Source organism: Agrobacterium salinitolerans, assembly GCF_027498475.1.
GTDB lineage: Bacteria > Pseudomonadota > Alphaproteobacteria > Rhizobiales > Rhizobiaceae > Agrobacterium > Agrobacterium salinitolerans.
This window is the reverse complement of sequence record NZ_JAPZLN010000013.1, coordinates 1-20,140: the sequence shown is the minus strand read 5'-3', so window position 1 is coordinate 20,140 and position 20,140 is coordinate 1. Positions and strand designations below refer to the sequence as shown.

At 57.4% G+C, this 20,140-nt stretch carries 13 protein-coding genes and 4 pseudogenes; 7 read left to right on the top strand and 10 right to left on the bottom strand.

Annotated features, from left to right (window positions below):
• Both O9X91_RS23640 and O9X91_RS23635 read right to left on the bottom strand, forming a co-directional pair.
• Window positions 1-361: pseudogene (locus tag O9X91_RS23640) on the bottom strand (hydroxypyruvate isomerase); the annotation flags it as partial.
• A gap of 84 nt (window positions 362-445) precedes the next feature.
• Window positions 446-1,174 carry an ATP-binding cassette domain-containing protein gene (locus O9X91_RS23635; RefSeq protein ID WP_142913994.1) on the bottom strand — a complete coding sequence of 243 codons (729 nt, stop codon included), beginning with the start codon at window positions 1,172-1,174 and terminating at the stop codon, window positions 446-448.
• Window positions 1,175-1,183: 9 nt separating this feature from the next.
• Between O9X91_RS23635 and O9X91_RS23630 the strand changes: the two are divergent.
• Window positions 1,184-1,318, top strand: a pseudogene (locus tag O9X91_RS23630) (ABC transporter permease); the annotation flags it as partial.
• A gap of 574 nt (window positions 1,319-1,892) precedes the next feature.
• Here O9X91_RS23630 and O9X91_RS23615 read toward each other — a convergent pair.
• The 4 genes and pseudogenes from O9X91_RS23615 to O9X91_RS23600 all read right to left on the bottom strand — a co-directional run.
• Window positions 1,893-2,786: pseudogene (locus O9X91_RS23615) on the bottom strand (IS3 family transposase); the annotation flags it as partial.
• Window positions 2,787-4,148 (bottom strand): IS110 family RNA-guided transposase, encoded by a 1,362-nt coding sequence (locus O9X91_RS23610; RefSeq protein ID WP_142913995.1) that lies wholly within the window; start codon window positions 4,146-4,148, stop codon window positions 2,787-2,789.
• Between the two features lie 230 nt (window positions 4,149-4,378).
• Window positions 4,379-4,612, bottom strand: a pseudogene (locus tag O9X91_RS23605) (transposase); the annotation flags it as partial.
• Between the two features lie 171 nt (window positions 4,613-4,783).
• Window positions 4,784-5,692 (bottom strand): LysR substrate-binding domain-containing protein, encoded by a 909-nt coding sequence (locus O9X91_RS23600; protein WP_142913996.1) that lies wholly within the window; start codon window positions 5,690-5,692, stop codon window positions 4,784-4,786.
• 204 nt (window positions 5,693-5,896) lie between these two features.
• Here O9X91_RS23600 and O9X91_RS23595 point away from each other — a divergent pair, with 204 nt between their 5' ends.
• From O9X91_RS23595 to O9X91_RS23570, 6 genes are all read left to right on the top strand, one after another.
• On the top strand, window positions 5,897-6,742 hold the full coding sequence (locus tag O9X91_RS23595; RefSeq protein WP_080794731.1) for a transporter substrate-binding domain-containing protein: 846 nt from the start codon (window positions 5,897-5,899) through the stop codon (window positions 6,740-6,742).
• 100 nt (window positions 6,743-6,842) lie between these two features.
• Window positions 6,843-7,529: an aspartate/glutamate racemase family protein gene (locus tag O9X91_RS23590; RefSeq protein ID WP_142914081.1), complete on the top strand. Its 687-nt coding sequence runs from the start codon at window positions 6,843-6,845 to the stop codon at window positions 7,527-7,529.
• Window positions 7,530-7,597: 68 nt separating this feature from the next.
• Window positions 7,598-8,257 (top strand): amino acid ABC transporter permease, encoded by a 660-nt coding sequence (locus O9X91_RS23585; protein WP_142913997.1) that lies wholly within the window; start codon window positions 7,598-7,600, stop codon window positions 8,255-8,257.
• 19 nt (window positions 8,258-8,276) lie between these two features.
• Window positions 8,277-9,053 (top strand): amino acid ABC transporter ATP-binding protein, encoded by a 777-nt coding sequence (locus O9X91_RS23580; RefSeq protein WP_142913998.1) that lies wholly within the window; start codon window positions 8,277-8,279, stop codon window positions 9,051-9,053.
• Window positions 9,054-9,247: 194 nt separating this feature from the next.
• Window positions 9,248-10,501 (top strand): NAD(P)/FAD-dependent oxidoreductase, encoded by a 1,254-nt coding sequence (locus O9X91_RS23575; protein WP_142913999.1) that lies wholly within the window; start codon window positions 9,248-9,250, stop codon window positions 10,499-10,501.
• Window positions 10,502-10,629: 128 nt separating this feature from the next.
• Window positions 10,630-12,384, top strand: coding sequence for a thiamine pyrophosphate-binding protein (locus O9X91_RS23570; RefSeq protein ID WP_142914000.1), 1,755 nt, complete (start codon window positions 10,630-10,632; stop codon window positions 12,382-12,384).
• A 126-nt stretch (window positions 12,385-12,510) separates the two neighbouring features.
• Here O9X91_RS23570 and ydiJ read toward each other — a convergent pair whose 3' ends face one another.
• From ydiJ to hglS, 4 genes are read right to left on the bottom strand one after another with little or no spacing between them, the layout of a single operon-like run.
• The gene (gene ydiJ / locus O9X91_RS23565; RefSeq protein ID WP_269834418.1) at window positions 12,511-15,543 is read right to left on the bottom strand and encodes a D-2-hydroxyglutarate dehydrogenase YdiJ; all 3,033 of its coding nucleotides are present in this window, start codon (window positions 15,541-15,543) and stop codon (window positions 12,511-12,513) included.
• A gap of 22 nt (window positions 15,544-15,565) precedes the next feature.
• Complete coding sequence (locus tag O9X91_RS23560) at window positions 15,566-16,801, bottom strand: pyridoxal phosphate-dependent aminotransferase (protein ID WP_269834417.1); 1,236 nt, start codon at window positions 16,799-16,801, stop codon at window positions 15,566-15,568.
• A gap of 9 nt (window positions 16,802-16,810) precedes the next feature.
• Window positions 16,811-18,343: an L-piperidine-6-carboxylate dehydrogenase gene (amaB, locus tag O9X91_RS23555; protein WP_269834416.1), complete on the bottom strand. Its 1,533-nt coding sequence runs from the start codon at window positions 18,341-18,343 to the stop codon at window positions 16,811-16,813.
• 47 nt (window positions 18,344-18,390) lie between these two features.
• Window positions 18,391-19,785, bottom strand: a complete 1,395-nt coding sequence (gene hglS, locus O9X91_RS23550; RefSeq protein WP_269834415.1) for a 2-oxoadipate dioxygenase/decarboxylase HglS — start codon at window positions 19,783-19,785, stop codon at window positions 18,391-18,393.
• Window positions 19,786-20,140: the final 355 nt, after the last annotated feature.

The following is a 20,140-nucleotide window of genomic DNA, read 5'->3' as shown; positions in this document are numbered from 1 at the left end:
TGGTTCCCGTGACGACCTCGACAGGCTGAACCGGCAGTCCACGATCCCCGAGGCCTGTGCCGTGAAGGTTGAGGCGCTGAACGCCAAGACGTTTGCCGATCTGAGCCGTTTCGCGCGCGGTTCTCAAAAGTTCGGTTGCGCCCTCATCATCGGTGAGGCGGCCTGTCAGGTAACCGTTCATAATTGTGAAGGTCGCACCGGTGGCTTCGAGCTTGTTGATGTCGTGTTCTGGCCAATTCCAGAGGCCGACGCCAAATCCCTGCTCCTTCAATCGGGAGGCGCGCCATTCGATTGGTTTGTCCCGCCATAACATCTCCGCGCAGGCGGCTAACGGAAACGGGGTGTTATTTGTACTGCTCATTTGGGGTGGTTCCCTGGATTTTGGATATGGCTGTCCCAAGGCCCCGCGAATTCGCCGGGCCAAAATTCATGTTTCCAAGTGTCTTCAGATGGTGCCGCCCAGCTCCGCGGAGATCGACTGTAGTTCCTTGCCACCGGCCATCAGATTCTGCAGGCCATCGAGGTCGATTTCGTGTTTGGCAAATGTGCCAAGCGTCTTTCCCCTGTTCAGAGCTGTGAAACGATTGCCGACGGCATAAGCATGTCTGACGTTGTGGGTAATGAAAATCACGCCCAGACCTTTGCTGCGAACCTGATCGATGTACTTCAGGACCATGGAGGTCTGCGCAACACCGAGTGCAGATGTCGGCTCATCGAGAATGAGGACTTTTGCCCCGAAGTACACAGCGCGTGCAATCGCCACGCATTGACGTTCGCCACCGGAGAGCGTGCCGACGGCCTGCCCGGGTTCGCGCACATCGATGCCGATTCTCTTCATTTCTTCGCTGGTGACGCGATCCGCGAATTCCATGTCCATGTATTTGAACGGACCGAAGCCCTTCAACGGCTCGCGCCCCATAAAGAAGTTTCTTGTGACAGACATCAGTGGGATCATCGCCAGATCCTGGTAGACGGTCGCGATCCCCGCATCGAGCGCATCTCTTGGCCCCGAAAAGAGATGTTGTTTGCCCTCGACCAGGAAGTCGCCGGATGTCGGCCTGTGAACGCCAGAAAGAGTATTGATCAGGGTTGATTTGCCGGCTCCGTTATCTCCGAGAAGGCACAGAACCTCTCCTTCGTGGACACTCAGCGAAACGCCGTTGAGTGCGATAATCGAGCCGAAGTTCTTCGCGGCTTAACGCTCGTCGGCCTGAAGTGGGCGAGCGGCGGTTCAACCCAGCTTCGCGGGATGAGAGAGGCTGTTGCGGACAGTCCCCTTGCGCCGCTGTTTTCAGGCGATGCCTTCCCGGGTCTCTGGCGGTCCAAGGTTTGGGATCAGAGCAAAAAACTCAAGACCCTCCCGAAAACTGGAGGGAAGTCGGGTCTCAGGTCACAGGTTCGAAACTCTGCTCAATGATCGTCAGCTTTTGCTCGGTTGTCCACCGCCTACGGCGGACATCGCCCGTCAGCAATTCAACGTGTCGATACTCGTTAGACATAAGCCTATACCCAAGCTTGTACTTGAACCTTTCTGCTTATGCCGACTGTCCGGTCGAAATGGGGGGCAGTTCATAAGAAAACAAGAGGATTCTGACATGATAGAGAGAACGACAAGCAGCGAAATCACTTTCGTGCATCAATTCGTACTAAGTAGCCTCATGGCACATTTGGAAACTGGCACCTAACGTCTCGTCGTCGATGAAGAGTTCGTTGAGGGCCTTAGTTTTACGGCCTACAGGCGAATGGCAAACCACCTTGAGATACCTGCACTTTCCGCAAAAAACAGTCAAACGTCAGTTCTTGCAGGTGTCTGCGGCGGAGATTGAGGATATGCTCCGAAAAGACGCCGAATTGGGGAGTGAATAGCCCCGAGTTTCGTAGACACCCTCGGGTTAGATTTTCTGCTGCTTCTCGAACTCGACGGGCGACAGCATCCCGTTCCTGACGTGTTTGCGTTTCGGGTTGTAGAACATTTCGATGTAGTCGAACACGTCCTGGCGTGCTTCATCGCGTGAACGGTAGACTTTGCGCCGTATCCGCTCTCGCTTCAGAAGATTGAAGAAGCTCTCGGCCACCGCATTGTCATGGCAGTTGCCGCGTCGGCTCATCGAGTGAACCAGATTGTGGTGCCTGAGGAACGAGGCCCAGTCCATGCTGGTAAACTGCGAGCCCTGATCCGAGTGGATCAGCACCTTGTCTTTCGGTTTGCGTCGCCACACCGCCATGAGCAGAGCCTGCAATACGACGTCCGTGGTCTGTCGGCTCTGCATCGCCCAGCCGATGACCCGGCGAGAATAGAGGTCGATGACAACCGCAAGGTAAGCGAAACCTTCGCAGGTTCGAATGTAAGTGATGTCCGTGACCCAGGCCTTGTCCGGAGCTGCTACGTCGAATTGCCGGTCGAGCTTATTATCGACGACGACAGACGGTCTGCCGCCATAGATGCCGGGACGGCGTTTGTAGCCGATCTGCGCCTTTATCCCGGCGAGACGCGTCAGGCGCGCGACCCGGTTCGGGCAGCACATCTCTCCCTGATCGAGAAGGTCGTCGTGCAGCTTGCGATAACCGTAGACCTTGCCGCTCTCTTCCCATGCCTTCAGGAGGAGATCGGTCTGTCGCTTGTCCTCATTGGCTCGCCTGCTCAGCGGGTTCTTCAGCCAGGTGTAAAATCCACTCGGGTGAACCCGCAGAAGGCGGCACATCGTCCGCACCGAAAACTGCAAGCGATGCAAAGCAATGAACGCGTACTTCACTTTGCATCCCTGGCGAAATACGCGGCCGCTTTCCTAAGAAACACTATCCGCATCGGGGATGGGATCAAGTTGATATCCCAAAGAGCGAGCACGGCGCTGCAGGTTTGCCAAGACTCGACCGCGATGGCGCTCGTCATATGCCGCCGCACCAGGATCACGATAAGCCATGCCGAACCGAAGGGCATTGAAGAAGAGAACCGCGATCTTACGTGCCGTCGCCGTCACGGCTTTCTGCTTTCCGATGCGCCCTGCCAAACGTCGGTAAAATGCACCCAGTGCCGTGTCGCTTCGGCCAATCGTGGTGGCTGCCAACCGCAAGAGTGCGGCTGCCCGGCTCGATGATCGGCGCGTTTTCGACGAGAGAAGTCTTCCGCCAGATATTTTGTTGCCGGGAGCTAGGCAGAGCCATGATGTGAAGTGCTTGGCGGTGGGCCATGCTCGCAGATCCGTTCCGCATTCGCCGATGAGCTTGAGGGCGAGCGAGGAGCCAAGTCCATGGATTTGCGTCAAGTCTGTGCCCGTAAGGCCGTATAGAGCGGCCCGGACATCGAAGGATGGCGCATTCGTCTGCTTGGTCTTAGTCCGGATTTTTGGCAGCGGCGCGCGCGGCTGTTCGACTTCTGCAGTCATCATGGCAATCGCCGTTTCCAGCTTGCGGTCGCATTCGAGCATCTTCAATTGATAGAAGTCGTAGAGCGCCAGTGACTGGGAAAGCGCAAACACGTGTTCATCACGATCGTTACCGATCAGGGATGCTCGGATTGTTTCGACAGAAGAGTGGCAGCGAACATCACGCAATGATGCCAAGGCCTCGGGATCGCGCTCGCCGGAAACGATTGCCCGGATAATCTTCATACCGGTCACGCCGGTGATGTCGGAGACAACATGATGGAGTTGCAGGTTCATCTCCATCAGAGCCTTCTGCATGTGCTGGACATGAGCTGCCGCATACTCGACCAGCCGTTCTCGCTGGCGCAGATAAGCACGCAATGTTGCGACCTGTGCGGTTGGCCGAAAGCTTCCGCGTAACAGACCATAGGAATGCAATTGGCGAAGCCATGCCGCATCGTTGACGTCGGTCTTCCGGCCGGGGACGTTCTTCGCATAACGCGCATTGACCAGGATCACTTCAAATCCGTGCTGCTCCAGAATCTCGAATGCCGGTATCCAGTAGACGCCGGTCGACTCCATCGCTACGCTCGTGACGCCACAAGAACGGAACCACGCGGCAAGGTCATGCAGGTCATGAGTGAAGGTGCCGAAAGCGCGGATCGGCATGTCGTCACTGTCCGGATTGACCGCCGCCATATGCATAGTGGACCCGATGTCGATGGCGGCTGCGCCCGGATTCACACGGGTGAGGTTCTGCGGGGCTGATGATCTTGTCTTGGGCATGGCTTCTCCTCCTTTGTTTGGGGAAGGGGTGGGCCGCGCAAGTTCGTCATTTTCCTAACCGGGATCGCGGCTGAAGCCGCGTCACCACTCTCAAGTTCGCAACAGCCCATGTGCCACGTTTTTTAACGGGGTCGAACGCCTCCAATAAGCAGTCGGCAACTCCCCTCCGGCAGCGATCGTAGCATGACCTGTTTCTACCGCGCACAGGCGGACCAAAGCCCGTGATCGTTTTTTAGGATATCGCGTTCCTCAGTGACGCGAGCCAGTTCCTTCTTCAGCCGCCTGATCTCCTCGGCCTCGTCGTTACCCTTGGAGTCCGACCCAGCAAACTTCTTCTTCCATTCATACAGCGAATGCTGGCTGACGCCGAGACGCTGCGAAACCTCAGCAACCGGATAGCCCCGCTCCGTGATCTGCCGCACCGCGTCACGCTTAAACTCTTCGCTGAAATTCGATTTGCTCATGATGCTCTTCTTGCCTCAAAATTAGGAAAGAAGGTGTCTACAAATCTAGGGGCTATTCAGAGAGCCACCGCAACGAACTAAGGAGAGCTGCCAGCGTTGCGGCGTCGAAAGACAATCTTCATTACGTCCCATAGGCTTGATCAGAGTGCACGCCATGGCGAAAACTGGAGCTTAGGTAACCCTGTTGTTCCCGTGTCTACGGGATTGCCTGATCAACCAATCCCTGAACAACACGATATTCGGATTGTTCGCCTTCCTCTCAGGGTAAACGACATAATAGGAATCGTCGGAATGTGTAGCGTCTCCGAACGGCATATGTAGTTGCCCGTTTGCAATTTCGTGTTCGATGTAAAACGTCGGCACGACTGCTATACCAAGTCCGCTGACTGCGGCATTTATGATCGTCTCATAGTGACTAAATCGTATTCCCTGAATACGACCGCTATAAGATAATCCGGCAAAACGCAGCCAGTTCAGCCAGAGGCTCGGCCTGCCGGCATTTTGTATCATAGGGAAATTCGCAAAATCGAGTGGATCGAGTTTCTCGCCCAATGGAATGAGGTTGGGTGCTGCAACGACAGCAAGTTTCTCAGGGAAAAGTTCAATCGCGCGGGCATGAAGCCACGTGCCAGCCCCCCTCAATACCGTTATGTCCAGACGTGTCGTTTCAAAATCTGTCGCAGGGGTCGCGAGTGTGAATTCAAGAGGTATGTCGGGAAATGCCGAGATGAACGTGGACAGCCTTTGCGGCAACCAGCGGGCCGCAAAAGTTGGATGCGTTCCCACCATCAGGGAGGAATCCACACTACGGCCCCGAACCGCATCGATCGAGATTTCCTCAAGCCGGTCCAGCGTGAACGCAAGGTCGCGATAATAGTTGGCCCCCACTTCCGTCAGCACCAAACGTGGGCCTGAACGGTGAAAAAGGGTAGTCCCCAGAAAATCCTCCAGATTACGGATTTGCCGGCTGATACCACTCTGCGTGAGACCGAGATCATCAGCGGCGCGCGTGAAGTTCATATATCGGGCAGCAGCTTCGAAGGCATGCAGCGCCGAAAGTGATGGAAGATACCGCCTCAATGCTCAACCCCTTCATCATGACTAAAACTCATGCAAAGTGGATTATTCGATGTTTTGTTTTAAATGCAAGATCGTCAAGACTGACTCATCCGGCGAACGTGCCTGTAACCCGAAGGGAAAAGGTAACTGCCGAGACTGCGACGCGGATAACTGGGAACCCGCCGAAGCAGGAGTACCATCAAATAATGTAAAAAAGGGGATGACATGAACAGACGTGATTTTGGAAGCCTCCTTGGACTTGCCGGTGCGGGCGCGGTTGCAACCGCTCTTGCTACACCTGCAGTCGCACAGGCACCCGCCGCAGGCTCCACATTTGAACGCATACGCAGCAGCAAGAAACTGCGCGTTGCCGGGATTGTTGGAACCGAACCATATTATCACAAGGATATCGCGACCGGTGAGTGGTCTGGCTTTTGTATGAGCATGGCCCGCGATCTGGCAAAGTCGCTCGAGGCTGAAGTCGAAATCAGCGAAACCACCTGGGGCAACGCGGTTCTCGATCTTCAGGCCAACAAGATCGATATCATGTTCGGCCTCAGCCCCACACCGTCACGCGCACTGGTGGTCGAATTCACCCGTCCGATCATGCAGAATACCTTCACTATCATCGCCAAGCCCGGCCTTGAGCCGAAGACCTGGGAAGAGCTGAACAAGCCGGAAATCCGCATCGCGGTCGATATCGGATCGACACATGATCTTTTCGCCCGTCGCGTTCTGCCAAAAGCAACACTTGTCGCGCTGAAGACCCCTGACGAAGCAACACTCTCGGTTCAAACCGGTCGCGCTGACGCTGTCATCCAGGTCGCAATGTTGTCATTGGTAACTGTCAAGAAGAACGCGAATGTCGGCAAAATCGTTGTCCCCGGTCCAATCGTGCGTCAGCCGACCTGTGCCGGCGTTCGTGCAGAGGACAGTTCACGATTCCGGACATTTGTAGACAACTGGCTTGAGTTCAATCGCTCTTCCGGCGTGGTGACGAGCTGGATCACTTCAAGTCTCGATCTGGTCGGCGTTCAGAAAGAAGATATTCCGGCCGATATTCAGTTCTGATGATCGGGTGTGGACAGGGTCACGCGTGATCCTGTCCCTGTTTCCAACAGGAGCTGCCGTCGCGTCAGGCACGGCGTCCATTGTATTTTCCGGTGAAATCATGGCCAACTCGCTTGGTATCATGATGCTCGACACGACGTTCGAGCGTCCTTTGGGTGATGTGGGCAACGCGGGAAGCTGGCCGTTCCCCGTCGTCTACAAAACGGTCAAGGGGGCAAGCGCCAGAACGATCGTCAATGGCGAAGACGATGCGGTTTTGCTCGATGCCTTTGTGGCTGCCGGTGAAGAGCTGGCGAGAGAAGGCGCCTGTGCATTGACGACATCATGCGGTTTTCTGGTGCTGCGGCAAAGCGCGCTCGCAAGCCGCCTCACGCTCCCTGTTGCAACCTCCAGCCTGCTGCAAATTCCGCAGATCACCGCCTTTCTTCCGGCTGGAAAGAAAGTCGGAGTGATTACATATGATTTCAACTCTCTGACGGATCGTCATTTCCGGGAAGCAGGCGTCAAGGATATTCCTCCGGTTACCGGACTGCCCAAAGGCGGCGCGTTTCACCAGTTGATCGAGGGTGGCAAGCCCTATGACCGCGAGGCCCTCAGCAACGAGTTATTGCAGACCGTTCAGGATCTCGTTGACAAGCAGCCTTCCATCGGCGCGCTCCTATTTGAATGCACGAACTTGCCGCCTTTTTCAGCGGAGATATCGAAGCGTTTTGGCCTTCCGGTGTTCGATATCCTCACACTTGGCCGGTGGCTTCATGCAGGAGCCTCGATTGGTGAAGCGCGCTAGAGCATTTCCAGGAAAAGTGGACGCCGGTTTTCCGTCCGGAAATGCGTAAAACAAAAAGTGGGAACGATATGCAATATCAATGGGACTTCGGTTTTCTCATACAGTACCAGAGCCTGATCTGGACGGGTGTACTTTATACAATCGGGTTTACGATTGGCACTGCGGTTTCAGGCTTGATCGTCGGTTGTCTGGTCGCACTGGCTCGCCTTTCCAACGTAAAAATCCTCGGCGGGCTTATCACGGGCTTCATCGAGATATTCCGTTGCACGCCGGTCCTGGTCCAGCTTGTGTGGTGCTATTATGCGCTGCCGATTCTGACCGGAATAGAGTTGTCGCCGGGTGCGGCTGCCTTCATCACGTTGACGCTTTATGGCGCATCATTTTTCGGCGAAATCATCCGCGGAGGCATCATTTCGGTTGATCTTGGCCAATGGGACGCGGGACGCGCGCTTGGCATGAGGCGACATCAGCTCATGGCGCGCGTGGTTTTACCCCAGGCATTTCGCCGCATGATCCCGCCCTTGATGAACCAGACAGTTCTACAGCTGAAAAACACGTCGCTTCTGTCGGTTTTGGCCGTTCCGGATCTGCTTTACCAGGGCCAGTTGATCACGTCCGCAAGTTATCGGCCGCTGGAAACCTACACGATGATCGCAGTCATCTATTTCATCCTCCTTTTCCCGCTGACACGCTTCGCTCACAGGCTTGAAGCGCGTGCAGGCCGCTGATCACGAAAGGCTTATCATCATGTCAGAACACAATATGATCGAGCTTTCCGGCGTCAAAAAATCCTTCGGCGACTTCGAAGTCCTGAAGGATATCACGCTGAACGTGAAGAAAGGAAACGTCGTCGCGCTCATTGGCCCCAGCGGCTCAGGAAAATCGACGTTACTGCGAAGCGTCAATCTGCTGACGGTTCCGGAGCAGGGCTTCATTCGCGTGGGTGACCAGGCAATTGACTTTTCCAGCACGCGGAAGCTGCCCGGTGACAAGGCGCTTGCCGCCTTCCGCGCAAGGACAGGGATGGTTTTCCAGAGCTTCAATCTTTTCCCGCACATGAACGTCGAGCAAAATGTGATGGAAGGGCCGATCACGGTGCTGCGAAAATCCAAGGCCGAGGCGCGGGAGATCGCCCGCGGACTGCTGGAAAAGGTAGGGCTCGCCCATAAGTCAACGGCTCCCCCCGACAGTTTGTCCGGTGGACAGAAGCAACGCGTCGCAATCGCTCGGGCATTGGCGATGAAGCCTGAAGTCATGCTGTTCGATGAAGCGACCTCGGCGCTCGATCCCGAGTTGGTGGGAGAGGTTCTATCCGTCATCCGCTCTCTTGCCGCCGAAGGCATGACGATGCTGCTGGTCACGCATGAAATGGCATTTGCCCGCGACGTGGCGGATCGTGTCATCTTCATGCGTGATGGATGTGTCGTTGAGGAAGGCGAAGCGCGCCAGGTGATCGACAATCCCGTTCAACCGGCGACGCGATCCTTCCTGAGCCATTTCCATAATGGTCTTGGTCCGAACTGATTGTACCGACCGCCCCTTCTGCCGGGTCGTGGTTGGCACGTAAATTGAAAAACAGGTCATCCCGGTTCTGCCCCGGGGTCCATTAAAGTGATCGAAAAGCGTTGAACCCAACTTCCGCGTCACAGCAGGAGACGGATTTTTGCGCCCATCGATCAGCGATCGTCTAACCGCTGTAATGCTCGGGAATGATAGACATGCACGTAATCGTAATTGGCGCAGGCATAGTGGGTGCAAGTGCGGCGTTGGAATTAATCCGGGACGGCCATCAGGTTACAATTCTTGAAGCCGGTGAGCCGGGTGGGCGCCAGAGCGCCAGCTATGGACACGGCTGCTGGATCAGCCCTGCATCGGTCGTACCCATGTCGATGCCGGGTCTCTGGAAGCAGATTCCGAGTTATCTGCTCAATCCAAAAGGTCCGCTCGTCATCAGTTGGCGCCATATTATCAAGCTCCTGCCTTGGCTGGTGAGGTTTCTCATTGCCGGCTCGACGGTCGCCAGGGTCGAGAAAACCGCGCGTGCGCTGGCAACCCTTCTCGGAGACAGCCCGCAACGCCACCTCAAACTGGCTGAAGAACTCGGCCTCAGCCATCTCATTCGCCAGGAAGGTCTGCTCTACGCTTATCCGGGCAGACAGGATTTCGAGGCGGAGAAATTATCATGGCACCTGCGCTCCATGACAGGCTTGCGCTGGAAAGAACTGGATGCCGGGCAACTGCATGCACGGGAACCGCACCTTTCCAATCGGTACAACTTCGGGGTTCTGGCGCAAGATGGCGCCCATTGTGTCGATCCCGGCGCTTACGTTGCAGCGATCGTCTCCGCGGCAATCGCCCGTGGCGCAACTCTTGTAAAAGCGCGAGCGAACGGTTTCGTTTTCGATGATAACAGCCTGATCGCCGTCGAGACGGATAACGGTCGCCTCGAATGCGACAGGGCCGTGATCGCATCCGGTGTCTGGTCCAAAGCACTCGCACGCAAGGCTGGCGACCGGATTCCGCTCGAAGCCGAGAGGGGCTATCACGGCGTTCTCGTTTCCGAAGAAAACGGGCCTTCGTATCCAGTCATGCCAAGCGATGGCAAGATGGCGAATACACCCACTTCAAAAGGTCTACGTCTTTCGGGACAGGTCGAGCTGGCTTCGGTGGAGACGCCACCAAACTGGAAACGTGTCGATATTTTGATCGAGCACGCCCTTGCCACATACGATCACTTGACGCCACGCGCGGCGATGAAGCTCGACCGTTGGATGGGCCACCGCCCGTCCACACCGGACGGTTTGCCGGTCATTGGCACCTCCTCCCGCTCGAACAACGTTTTCTACGCCTTTGGACACGGGCATGTCGGGTTTGCATCCGGTCCGATCACTGGCCGGATTGTCGCAGACATGGTGAGCGGCAAGGCGCCCACCTCCGGTATCGAGCCGTTCTCGCCAAGGCGTTTCGCCTGAGCGAGACCGGCTCATGAAAATTGGGAAAACATCCCGTCACGCTTCCCACAGCATGAGTCGGTGACCGTGATCGTCCTCAAAACCACGCAGGTTGTGACTGAATTTTAAAGTAGCGAAAGGAGACCGTCGTGCGCGGCGCAGATATTCTAGTGGACATGCTGATCGGATATGGGGTCGAAGTGATATTCGGCGTACCGGGGGACACCAACGTTCCTTTTTACGAGGCATTGCAGGAGCGAGAAGACAAGATTCGTCACGTTATGGCACGCGACGAACGCTCTGCCGGTTACATGGCCGACGCCTATGGACGCTTCACCAGCAAGCCCGGCGTCTTCGAGTGCCCATCAGGCGCAGGCGCCATGTATTCGCTGCCACCTGTCGCCGAATCCAATTCATCCTCTGTTCCCGTCATTCTGCTGACGATCGACATACCCCTCCCCGGTGAAGGCCGTGGCGTCTTGACCGAACTGGATTGTGCTCGCCTGTTCGACCCGATCACAAAAATGTCGGTGCAGGTAAAATCAGCGGAGAAACTGCCGGAAATCATTCGTCGCGCATTCCGCGTTGCATGCTCTGGCAAACCGGGTGCAGTCCATTTGCAGATTCCGGAAGACATGCTGCTGGCCGAGGTAGACCCGGCGCGGGTATCGCTTCACGTCGAGACGGAATGCAAACAGTTTCCCGCATATCCAACGCTTCCGCCACAGGACAAGCTGGATGCGGTGATGTCGATGCTGACAAGCAGCAAGAAGCCCCTGATCGTCTCGGGCGGCGGTGTCAACCGCTCCTGTGCCGGCCCGGAGGTGACGGAGCTTGCCGAACGCCTGAATATTCCAGTCTGCACCACAATGACCGGCCAGGGCACCATGCCTGACGATCACCGGCTGGCTGTGGGTGTCATTGGCGACAACGGATTTCATCCGCATGCCAACTGGTCTCTGGAACACGCCGATTTTGTCCTATTCGTCGGATCAAGAATGGGTTCGGTCGTAACCATCGGCTGGACCTTCCCGAAGATCACGCTCAACAAGCGTGTCGCCCAGATCGATATCGATCCTGAGATCATGGCCAACAACTACGAAAATGTCGTATCGGTACAGGGTGATGCACGCCTTGTGCTCCAACGCCTCATCGACATGGCCCCTATTGATCATGATGCGGCAAGGACGCAGGAATGGGTCGATGAACTGAACGGGTTGCGTGCCAACTTCTGGGAGAATGCCGAAGCGCTCTTGAACTCCGAAGCCGCTCCGCTGCGCCCCGAACGGGCCGTGCGCTGCTTTAACGAAGCATTGGAGGCCTACGGGAAACCGGCCCATATTTACTCTGACGCGGGCACGCCAACCCCGCACATGACCCGCTTCCTGAAACTGAAAGACCGCAGGACCCGATTTGCCATACCGCGCGCGTTCGGCGGCCTGGGGTCTGCGCTGCCAGCCACAGTTGGAGCGTGGTTTGCGAACAAGGACCGGCGGCCGATCGGCATGTTCGGTGATGGCTCGTTCGGCATGACGGTAGGCGAGCTTGAAACCTTGGTACGCCTTCAGGTTCCCGCCATTCTCCTGCTGTTCAACAACGGCACCTTCGGCTGGATCAAGGGGCTGCACCGCCTGAAGGGACACAACCAGTGCTTCGGCGTGGATTTCATGCCGCCGCGCGGGCAGGCAATTGCGGAAGCATTTGACGTCAAGGCCTGGACCGCGACCAATTCGAAAGAACTCGACAAGGCGCTGGCCGAAGCGTTTGCATATACATCCGGCCCATGCTTGATCGACATTCACGTTGAATCGATCGCAGATCGCGTTCCGCCTGTCTATTCGTGGCTGACCAAGCGCGGCAAGGACCCGCTAAGCATCGAAGCCGAGGAAGTCCGCTACTTCTGAGCGGAGCACAAAACCAGAGCGCCGGTGCAGTTCACCGGCGCTTTTGTAGCGGGATTGGCGTCGAGGAATCGCCCGCATTGGTCGGCTCCCGGCCCTCTGCTTATATTTTTTTTCAAATGGGTCTTTTTAGCCGATAAGCCGATCTATCACCTGCAAGGGGTGCGGCAACGATTTCCCGTCGATCACCTTCACCTGCGAGCGGCAGGAATAGCCCGTGGCCATGACCACATTATTCCCGTTTGCATTTGACACCGGCGTCGACCAGCTCATGCCGTAAAGCTTTTTAGATATCGCGCGGTTGCGCACCTCATGGCCGAAGGTTCCCGCCATGCCGCAACAGCCGACATCGATGATATCGAGGCTTATTCCCAGCCCTTCGAAAATCCGTTTCCACTGGCCTGCCGAGGCGGGAATATTGCTGCGTTCGGTACAGTGCAGTAACAGTCCGAAGCTGGCGCCTTCTTCCCGCGGCAGGTTTGCCGAAAGCCGCCCGGTTTGTGCAGCCAGCCACTCCTGCGGCAAAAGAACCGTGGACTTCAATCCGGCGCCGGGCAAAGATCTGTATTCGCTGCGAAACGCCAGCGTCATCGACGGATCAAGCCCGACAAGCGGCACCTCGAGATCGGCAATCGACTGGAGATAACGCGCCGTTCGCGCCGCCGCATGCTCGAAACGCTCCAGATAACCATGCACATGCAGCGCCTTGCCATTGATCTGCGGCTCGGCAAGAAAAGGCAAAAGACCCATCTTGCGGGCAATCCTCACGGCCGCAAGCACCACATCCGGATCGAACGACGCGGTAAACGCATCTGGCACGAACACCACCGCCCTCTCCCGCTCGGCCTGGGTGAGGTTTTCAATCCGCTCGCGGGTGGCGGTCGCGACGCCGAGGCGACGTGCCTGGTCGGCAAGCGGCATTGCCGGCAGCAATGGCAGCGCCATCAGTCCAGCCATACGCAGCAACCAGCGGCCCGGCCCGGTTCCGGCCACGAGGTTATAGAGCGGCCTAGTCCGCATCATAATTGGCAAGGTGGTTTCGATGGCGGCAACCAGCGGGTCTTTCAACGGGCGCAGATAACGGCTGTAATAGAGTTCCAGAAACCTGGCGCGAAACGCAGGCACACTAACCTTTACGGGACATTGGCCTGCACAGGCCTTGCAGGCCAGGCAACTGTCCATGGCCTCACGCACTTCATGGGAGAAATCGCTTTTGTTGGCCGGATTGAGCGTGTTTGCCGCCCGGCGAATAAATGCCGGCAAGGCCGCAATTCCGACGCGCAGCGCCGCAGCCTCCTTTCGCGGATCGGTTCCCTTTTCGGCAAGCAATCGCAGCCATTCCCGCATCAGCATCGCCCGACCCTTCGGCGACTGGCGTCTATCGCCCGTTGCTTTGTAGGACGGGCACATCGGGCTGGTCTCATCGAAGTCGAAACAGGCACCGTTGCCATTGCAATAGGCGGCATTATCGAAAGCGGATCGGATTTCGTTGCCGATAACCCGATCAACGCCTCCTCTCAGCGGCACTTCGTCGATTTTCAACAGGGCTTGTGAAGCTGGCGCGGCGATCTTGCCGGGGTTAAGACGATTATCGGGATCGAACGCCTGCTTGATGCGCTGCAAATCAGGGTAAAGGTCCTGAAAGAACTGCGGCACATATTCCGAACGCACGCCCTTGCCGTGCTCACCCCACAACACGCCGCCATATTTGCGGGTCAGCGCCACCACGGCATCGCTGATATGGCGCACCATCGGCATATGATCATCGCGGGTCAGGTCGAGCGCCGGACGTACATGCAGAACGCCCGCATCCACATGGCCGAACATGCCGTAGGACACGCCGGCATCATCGAGCAGCGCCCGAAACTCCCGGATATAGGCCGCAAGGTTCTGCGGCGGCACGGCCGTATCTTCCACAAAGGCCACCGGCCTCACCGGTCCGTCGACACTGCCCAGCAGACCGACGGCGCGCTTGCGCATCGCCCAGATCGCTTCGGCATCATCATGACCACGGGCAATGGTATATCCCCGGTGGCTGGCGTCAGTGTCGAGCGCTGCAATGACCTGCGCCAGATGCCGCTCCAGCTCGTCCTCATCATCGGCCAGCAGTTCGACAATATTGATACCGTTGGCTGGGCATTGGATATCGTCAGGAAAGAAACGGGCGATACCGTTCCAGACGATATCGCCCTTCGCGAGGCCGAGAACCTTCTCGTCGACCGTCTCGACCGAAGCCACCATGAGGGCAGTCAATTCGCGTGCGTGTTCCAGCGCCGTGTTGAAATCGCCATAGCGGATATTCACCAGCGCCACATGCGCGGGGATCGGCAGCAGATTGAGTTCGGCCTCGCCGATCATCGCCAACGTGCCTTCCGAGCCACATAGAATGGCGTTGAGATCGAAATCACCATTGTCGCGCCGCACATGGGCAAGGTCGTAACCCGTCATGTAGCGGTTAAGATCGGGGAAAATCTCGCGGATACGGGCGGCCTTTTCGCGCGTAATCTGCTCGACAGTGCGATAAATTTCACCTGTCCGGTCATCACGGGCCATCGTTTCAGCCAATGCGGCGCTATCCAGCGGGCGTGACCACAGGTCCGAGCCATCCATGAGCACCACGCGCAGGCCGCGCACATGGCCGGAGGTCTTGCCATAGAGGCAAGATCCCTGGCCGCAGGCATCGGTGGAAATCATGCCGCCTATGGTTGCGCGGTTCGAAGTCGAGAGTTCCGGTGCAAAGAACAGGCCATAGGGTCTGAGTGCCCGGTTAAGCTGGTCCTTGACCACACCCGCCTCGACACGAGCCACCCGCGTCACAGGATCGATCTCAAGGATCCGACGCATGTGGCGGGAACAATCCACCACGACGCCTGATGTCAGCGACTGACCGTTGGTGCCGGTGCCACCGCCGCGCGGCGCGATGACCACGCTGCGAAAGGCAGGCTCTGAAAGAACCTTGGCAACAATTTTCAGGTCACCGGTATCTTCGGGAAAAAGCACCCCGGCAGGCTCCATCTGGTAGATGGAGTTATCGGTGGCAAGGACCCCGCGCGAGGAAGCCGATGTTTCTACATCCCCTCGGAACCCGGCTTCAATGATACGCTCAAAGAAACCGGCGGGAGCCTGCACTTCTCCGCAAGCGGACCGGAGATGTGGAATCATCGGCTTGCCCGTTTCATTGCGTTCAGCCCTTCAGGGCTGCGCAGGCGCGGGCGATACGGTCAAGGGCCTCGACCAGCTCGGCTTCCGACGTCGCGTAGGAAATACGGAAGAAAGGCGAGAGGCCGAATGCCGAGCCGGGAACGACCGCCACATGGGCATCTTCCAGCAGATAATCGGTAAAATCATGATCCGCCTCAATCCGCTTTCCTTTCGGAGTGACCTTGCCGATGATGCCCGCGCAGCTGGAAAACGTGTAGAACGCCCCCTCCGGTGTGCGGCACTCCAGCCCCTCTATGGCATTGAGACGCGCCACGACAAGATCGCGGCGATGGCGAAAACTCAGCTGCCGTTCCTTCAGAAAATCCTGCGGCCCGTTGAGCGCTTCGACGGAGGCTGCCTGGCTGATAGAGGAAGGACACGATGTCGCCTGACTCTGGATAACCGCCATTGCCTTTATCAGCGCCTTCGGACCACCGGCATAACCGATACGCCAGCCAGTCATGGCATAGGCTTTCGAAACGCCGTTAATGGTCAGCATTCGCTCTTTCAGGCGCGGCTCTATTGCCGCCGGCGTTACAAAGCGAAAATCGTCATAGACGATGTGCTCGTACATGTCGTCGACCATCAGCCAGACATGCGGGTGACGCAAGAGTACATCGAGCAGCGGCCGGTAATCGGCCTCGCTATAGGCGGCACCGGAGGGATTGGAAGGTGAGTTGAGAAGCACCCAGCGGGTTTTCCGCGTGATCGCCTTCTCGAGCTGCTCTGCCTGCAGCCGGAACCCGGCGCTCGCATCGCAGGGGATCAGAACGGACACGCCCCCGCAAATCTCCACGATATCCGAATAGGACGTCCAGTACGGCGTGGGAATAATCACTTCATCGCCCGCATCGAGTGTCGCCATGAAGGCATTGAACAATATCTGCTTGGCGCCGGTCGCTACGGTGATTTCATCAGGCGTGTAGTCGATGTGATTTTCGCGGCTGAATTTGGCGACGATCGCCTTTTTCAACGCGGGGGTGCCGTCGAGTGCGGTATATTTCGTCTCGCCCGCATCGATGGCCGCTTTCGCGGCATGCTTGATGTTATCGGGCGTGTCGAAATCCGGCTCGCCCGCCCCGAGCACGATGACAGGGTGCCCCTCGCGTTTCATCGCCGCCGCACGCGCACCGATCTGGAGAATTTTCGATACCCCGACCGAGGCAATCCTTGAGGCGGGTCTGAAACCCGCCTCCACTATGGTTGTGGAAATTGTCATAATCACACCTCAGTCGATATCAAACGAAACGCCCTGCGCCAGCGGCAGCGATTTGGAATAGTTGATGGTGTTGGTGGCGCGGCGCATATAGGCCTTCCAGGCGTCGGAGCCGGATTCACGGCCCCCGCCGGTTTCCTTCTCGCCACCGAAGGCGCCGCCAATCTCCGCGCCCGATGTGCCGATATTGACATTGGCGATGCCGCAATCAGAACCATCGGCGGCAAGAAAACGCTCCGCCTCGCGCATATCGAGCGTGAAGATCGATGACGAAAGACCGGCGCCAACAGCATTATGGTCTTCGATGGCAGCGTCAAGATCGCTATATTTCATGACATAGAGGATAGGTGCGAAAGTCTCTTCCAGCACCGGGCCTTCATGCTTCGGCATCTCGACCAGCGCGGGCTTGACGTAAAATGCCTCCCCAGCACCGCAATCGACGCGTTCGCCGCCATGAACCACACCGCCGTGCTGGCGCGCCTCGGCCAATGCTTTCTGCATGCTGTCAAATGCCAGCCGGTCGATCAGCGGGCCGACCAAGGCGCAGCCATCCAGGGGATTGCCCACGGAAACGCTGCCATAAGCTTTTTTCAGACGCGGCACGAGCCTGTCATAGACGCTTTCATGGACAAACAGGCGGCGAAGCGTGGTGCAGCGCTGACCCGCAGTGCCCATGGCTCCGAACGCGATGGCGCGCAGCGCCATGTCGAGATCGGCGGAAGGGCAGACAATGCCGCCATTATTGCCGCCCAGTTCAAGGATGGCGCGGGCGAAACGTGCCGCGAGACGCGGCCCGACCGCACGGCCCATGCGGGTGGAGCCCGTGGCCGAAACCAGCGGCACTTTCTGGTGGTCCACGAGGACTTCACCGATTTCGCGATCGCCGATCAGCACCTGCGAAAGACCGTCCGGCGCATCGCCGAAGCGACTGATGGCCCGCGCAAGAACCGCATGCGCCGCAAGCGCCGTCAGCGGGGTCTTTTCCGAAGGTTTCCACACAACGCTATTCCCGCAGATGATCGCGAGCGCAGCATTCCAGGCCCAGACGGCGACCGGGAAATTGAAGGCAGAGATAACGCCGATAACACCGAGCGGATGCCAGGTCTCCATCATCCGGTGGCCCGGCCGCTCGGTGGCGATTGTCAGGCCGTAAAGCTGACGGGAAAGGCCGACCGCGAAATCGCAGATGTCGATCATTTCCTGCACTTCACCAAGTCCTTCGGAGGGGACTTTCCCGGCTTCGATGGAAACGAGACGACCGAGATCAGCCTTGGCGGCACGCAGTTCTTCACCGAGCAGACGCACCAGTTCGCCGCGCCGTGGGGCAGGTACCAGACGCCACTGGCGGAATGCGTCATCGGCCTTATCGATGGCCGCATGGGCCTGCGCCGGCGTCACGGTTTTCAGCTTTGCAATTTTCTCGCCGGTAACCGGTGAAAACGAACCCATATCACCCGCGGTATAGAGTGACTTTTCGACACCAAGGCGGTCGAGAATGGCGGCGGCTTCTTCTGCAACAGATGCGGATTTAACGGTGACGTTCATCGTTCAAAACTCCGGTTTGGAAATCGGGAAATTGCCGGTGCGGTAGATCAGCCGGCCAGGAGACGGCTGGAAAACGTGGCGAGGCAGGCCTCAATGGAGGCCTTTTCAATGGCGGCGTAATGGTCGAACTCGTTGAGCACACTTGCCCCAAGATCGGCCTCGAAACGCGTCTGGTTGGGGCTTGCAACAAACTCGTGCTGTGCGCCGTCACCGAGATTGGACTGGAATATGCCCGCCGCACTTACCGGCAGAAAGTCCTCATAGACAACAGGATCGAATCGAACGAAGCCATCTGCAATGAGTGTTTCAAGATCGGGAACAGAGGCGAATTCGGCGCCGGTTGTTTTCGAGGTCAGCGAGTAGCTGAAATATCCCAGACCTTCTGTGCGGATTTGCGCCCAATCATCGGGGAATGCCCCGAATGTGCCGGCCAGGGCAGCTTCGTATTCACGAGCATTGGAGCCATCGGCAGCCGGGCGAACCAGCTTTCGCGTTTGATCAAGCAGCCGGTCGTAGAGGCCACGCCCCTTCGGGGTCAACGCGATGCCCCGCTGCTCTATCTCCCCAAAACGCGCCGTGTGCGAGCCGGTTTTCCATCCCCCCTCGCCATCGGGGAATGAAACGGCTTCTTCAAGCGCCTTGAACGAGGTCTGACGCAAGAGAATCGGACATTCACGGGTCGGCGGCCCCTCGACAACGGCCTTGGGCGCTATATCAAAAGCGGGCATCAGCGCCTGCACCTTGTCGATATCCAGCGTGCGTGGCGTGAGGTGATTGATATGCGGGCCACGGAAGGAAACCACATCCGCAATCAGGCGGTGCGCATCATGGAGGCGGTGATACATATTTACATCGACATTGGCCTTGTCATGCCAACGAAATGTTTCCAGCACCTCCTGTACAAAACAATCGGCATCTTCTTTCGACAGGCCGCCATCCCGCTCCGCCTTCTCTACAAGGACGATAGCTCCACGCGTGAATATCCGGCGTTGCGCCAGAATACGGGCGGCCTCGGTGCGCAAAGCCTCGTCGGGGATAAGATCGAGCCGCAGCAACGATGTGAAGACACGGAAAGGATTGCGCTTCAGCGCCTCGTCACCGACCGGCCGGAAAGCTGTCGAATGGACCGGCACCCCCGCCGTCGAAAGATCGTAATATCCTACCGGAGACATGCCCATCACGGCGAAGACGCGGCGCATGGTGGCCAGTTCCTCCGCAGTACCGAGGCGAATGGCCCCATGGCGCTCCTCGGAAATGCGGTCGAGATTGTCGGTTGCCGAAAGGCGCTCCTTGAGATCAGGCTTTTGAGCCAGCGTCTCGTCATTGACGCGTGCCACGAGTGCCATCAGCGTGCCGTAGGCAGGAACCTCCTCACGGTACATTTCTGACATGGCGCTGGAAAACGCTGCACGGATCTCGCTGGTGGAAACATAGTTGGACATGCGGGTGTAGCCCTCTGAAATAATGCGACTTCATTCTTAACACGCACTATAACAGGTGAATATGAGCCATTGTTGTGAGGAATTATGCTAAGTTGATGCCAAATTGGAATAGATATCCCTAAAGGCATGGTCCCGGATATCGTTATCGAAAACCGGGGCGGAACTACAATTCGGTGCGACCCTACCGGTCGCTCGGCGCCAAGCCACCACCAGCCTTCTTGCAACCGCCCTTCTTTTTATGGCCGGGACGGCGGATTAGAGTTCGCGGGAACCACAATGACCCCAAGCCATTTCCGGCCTGTGTTCATAGGGTTTGCTGCGCGCACAGTCCTCCTAAATCGGACCATAATAATGT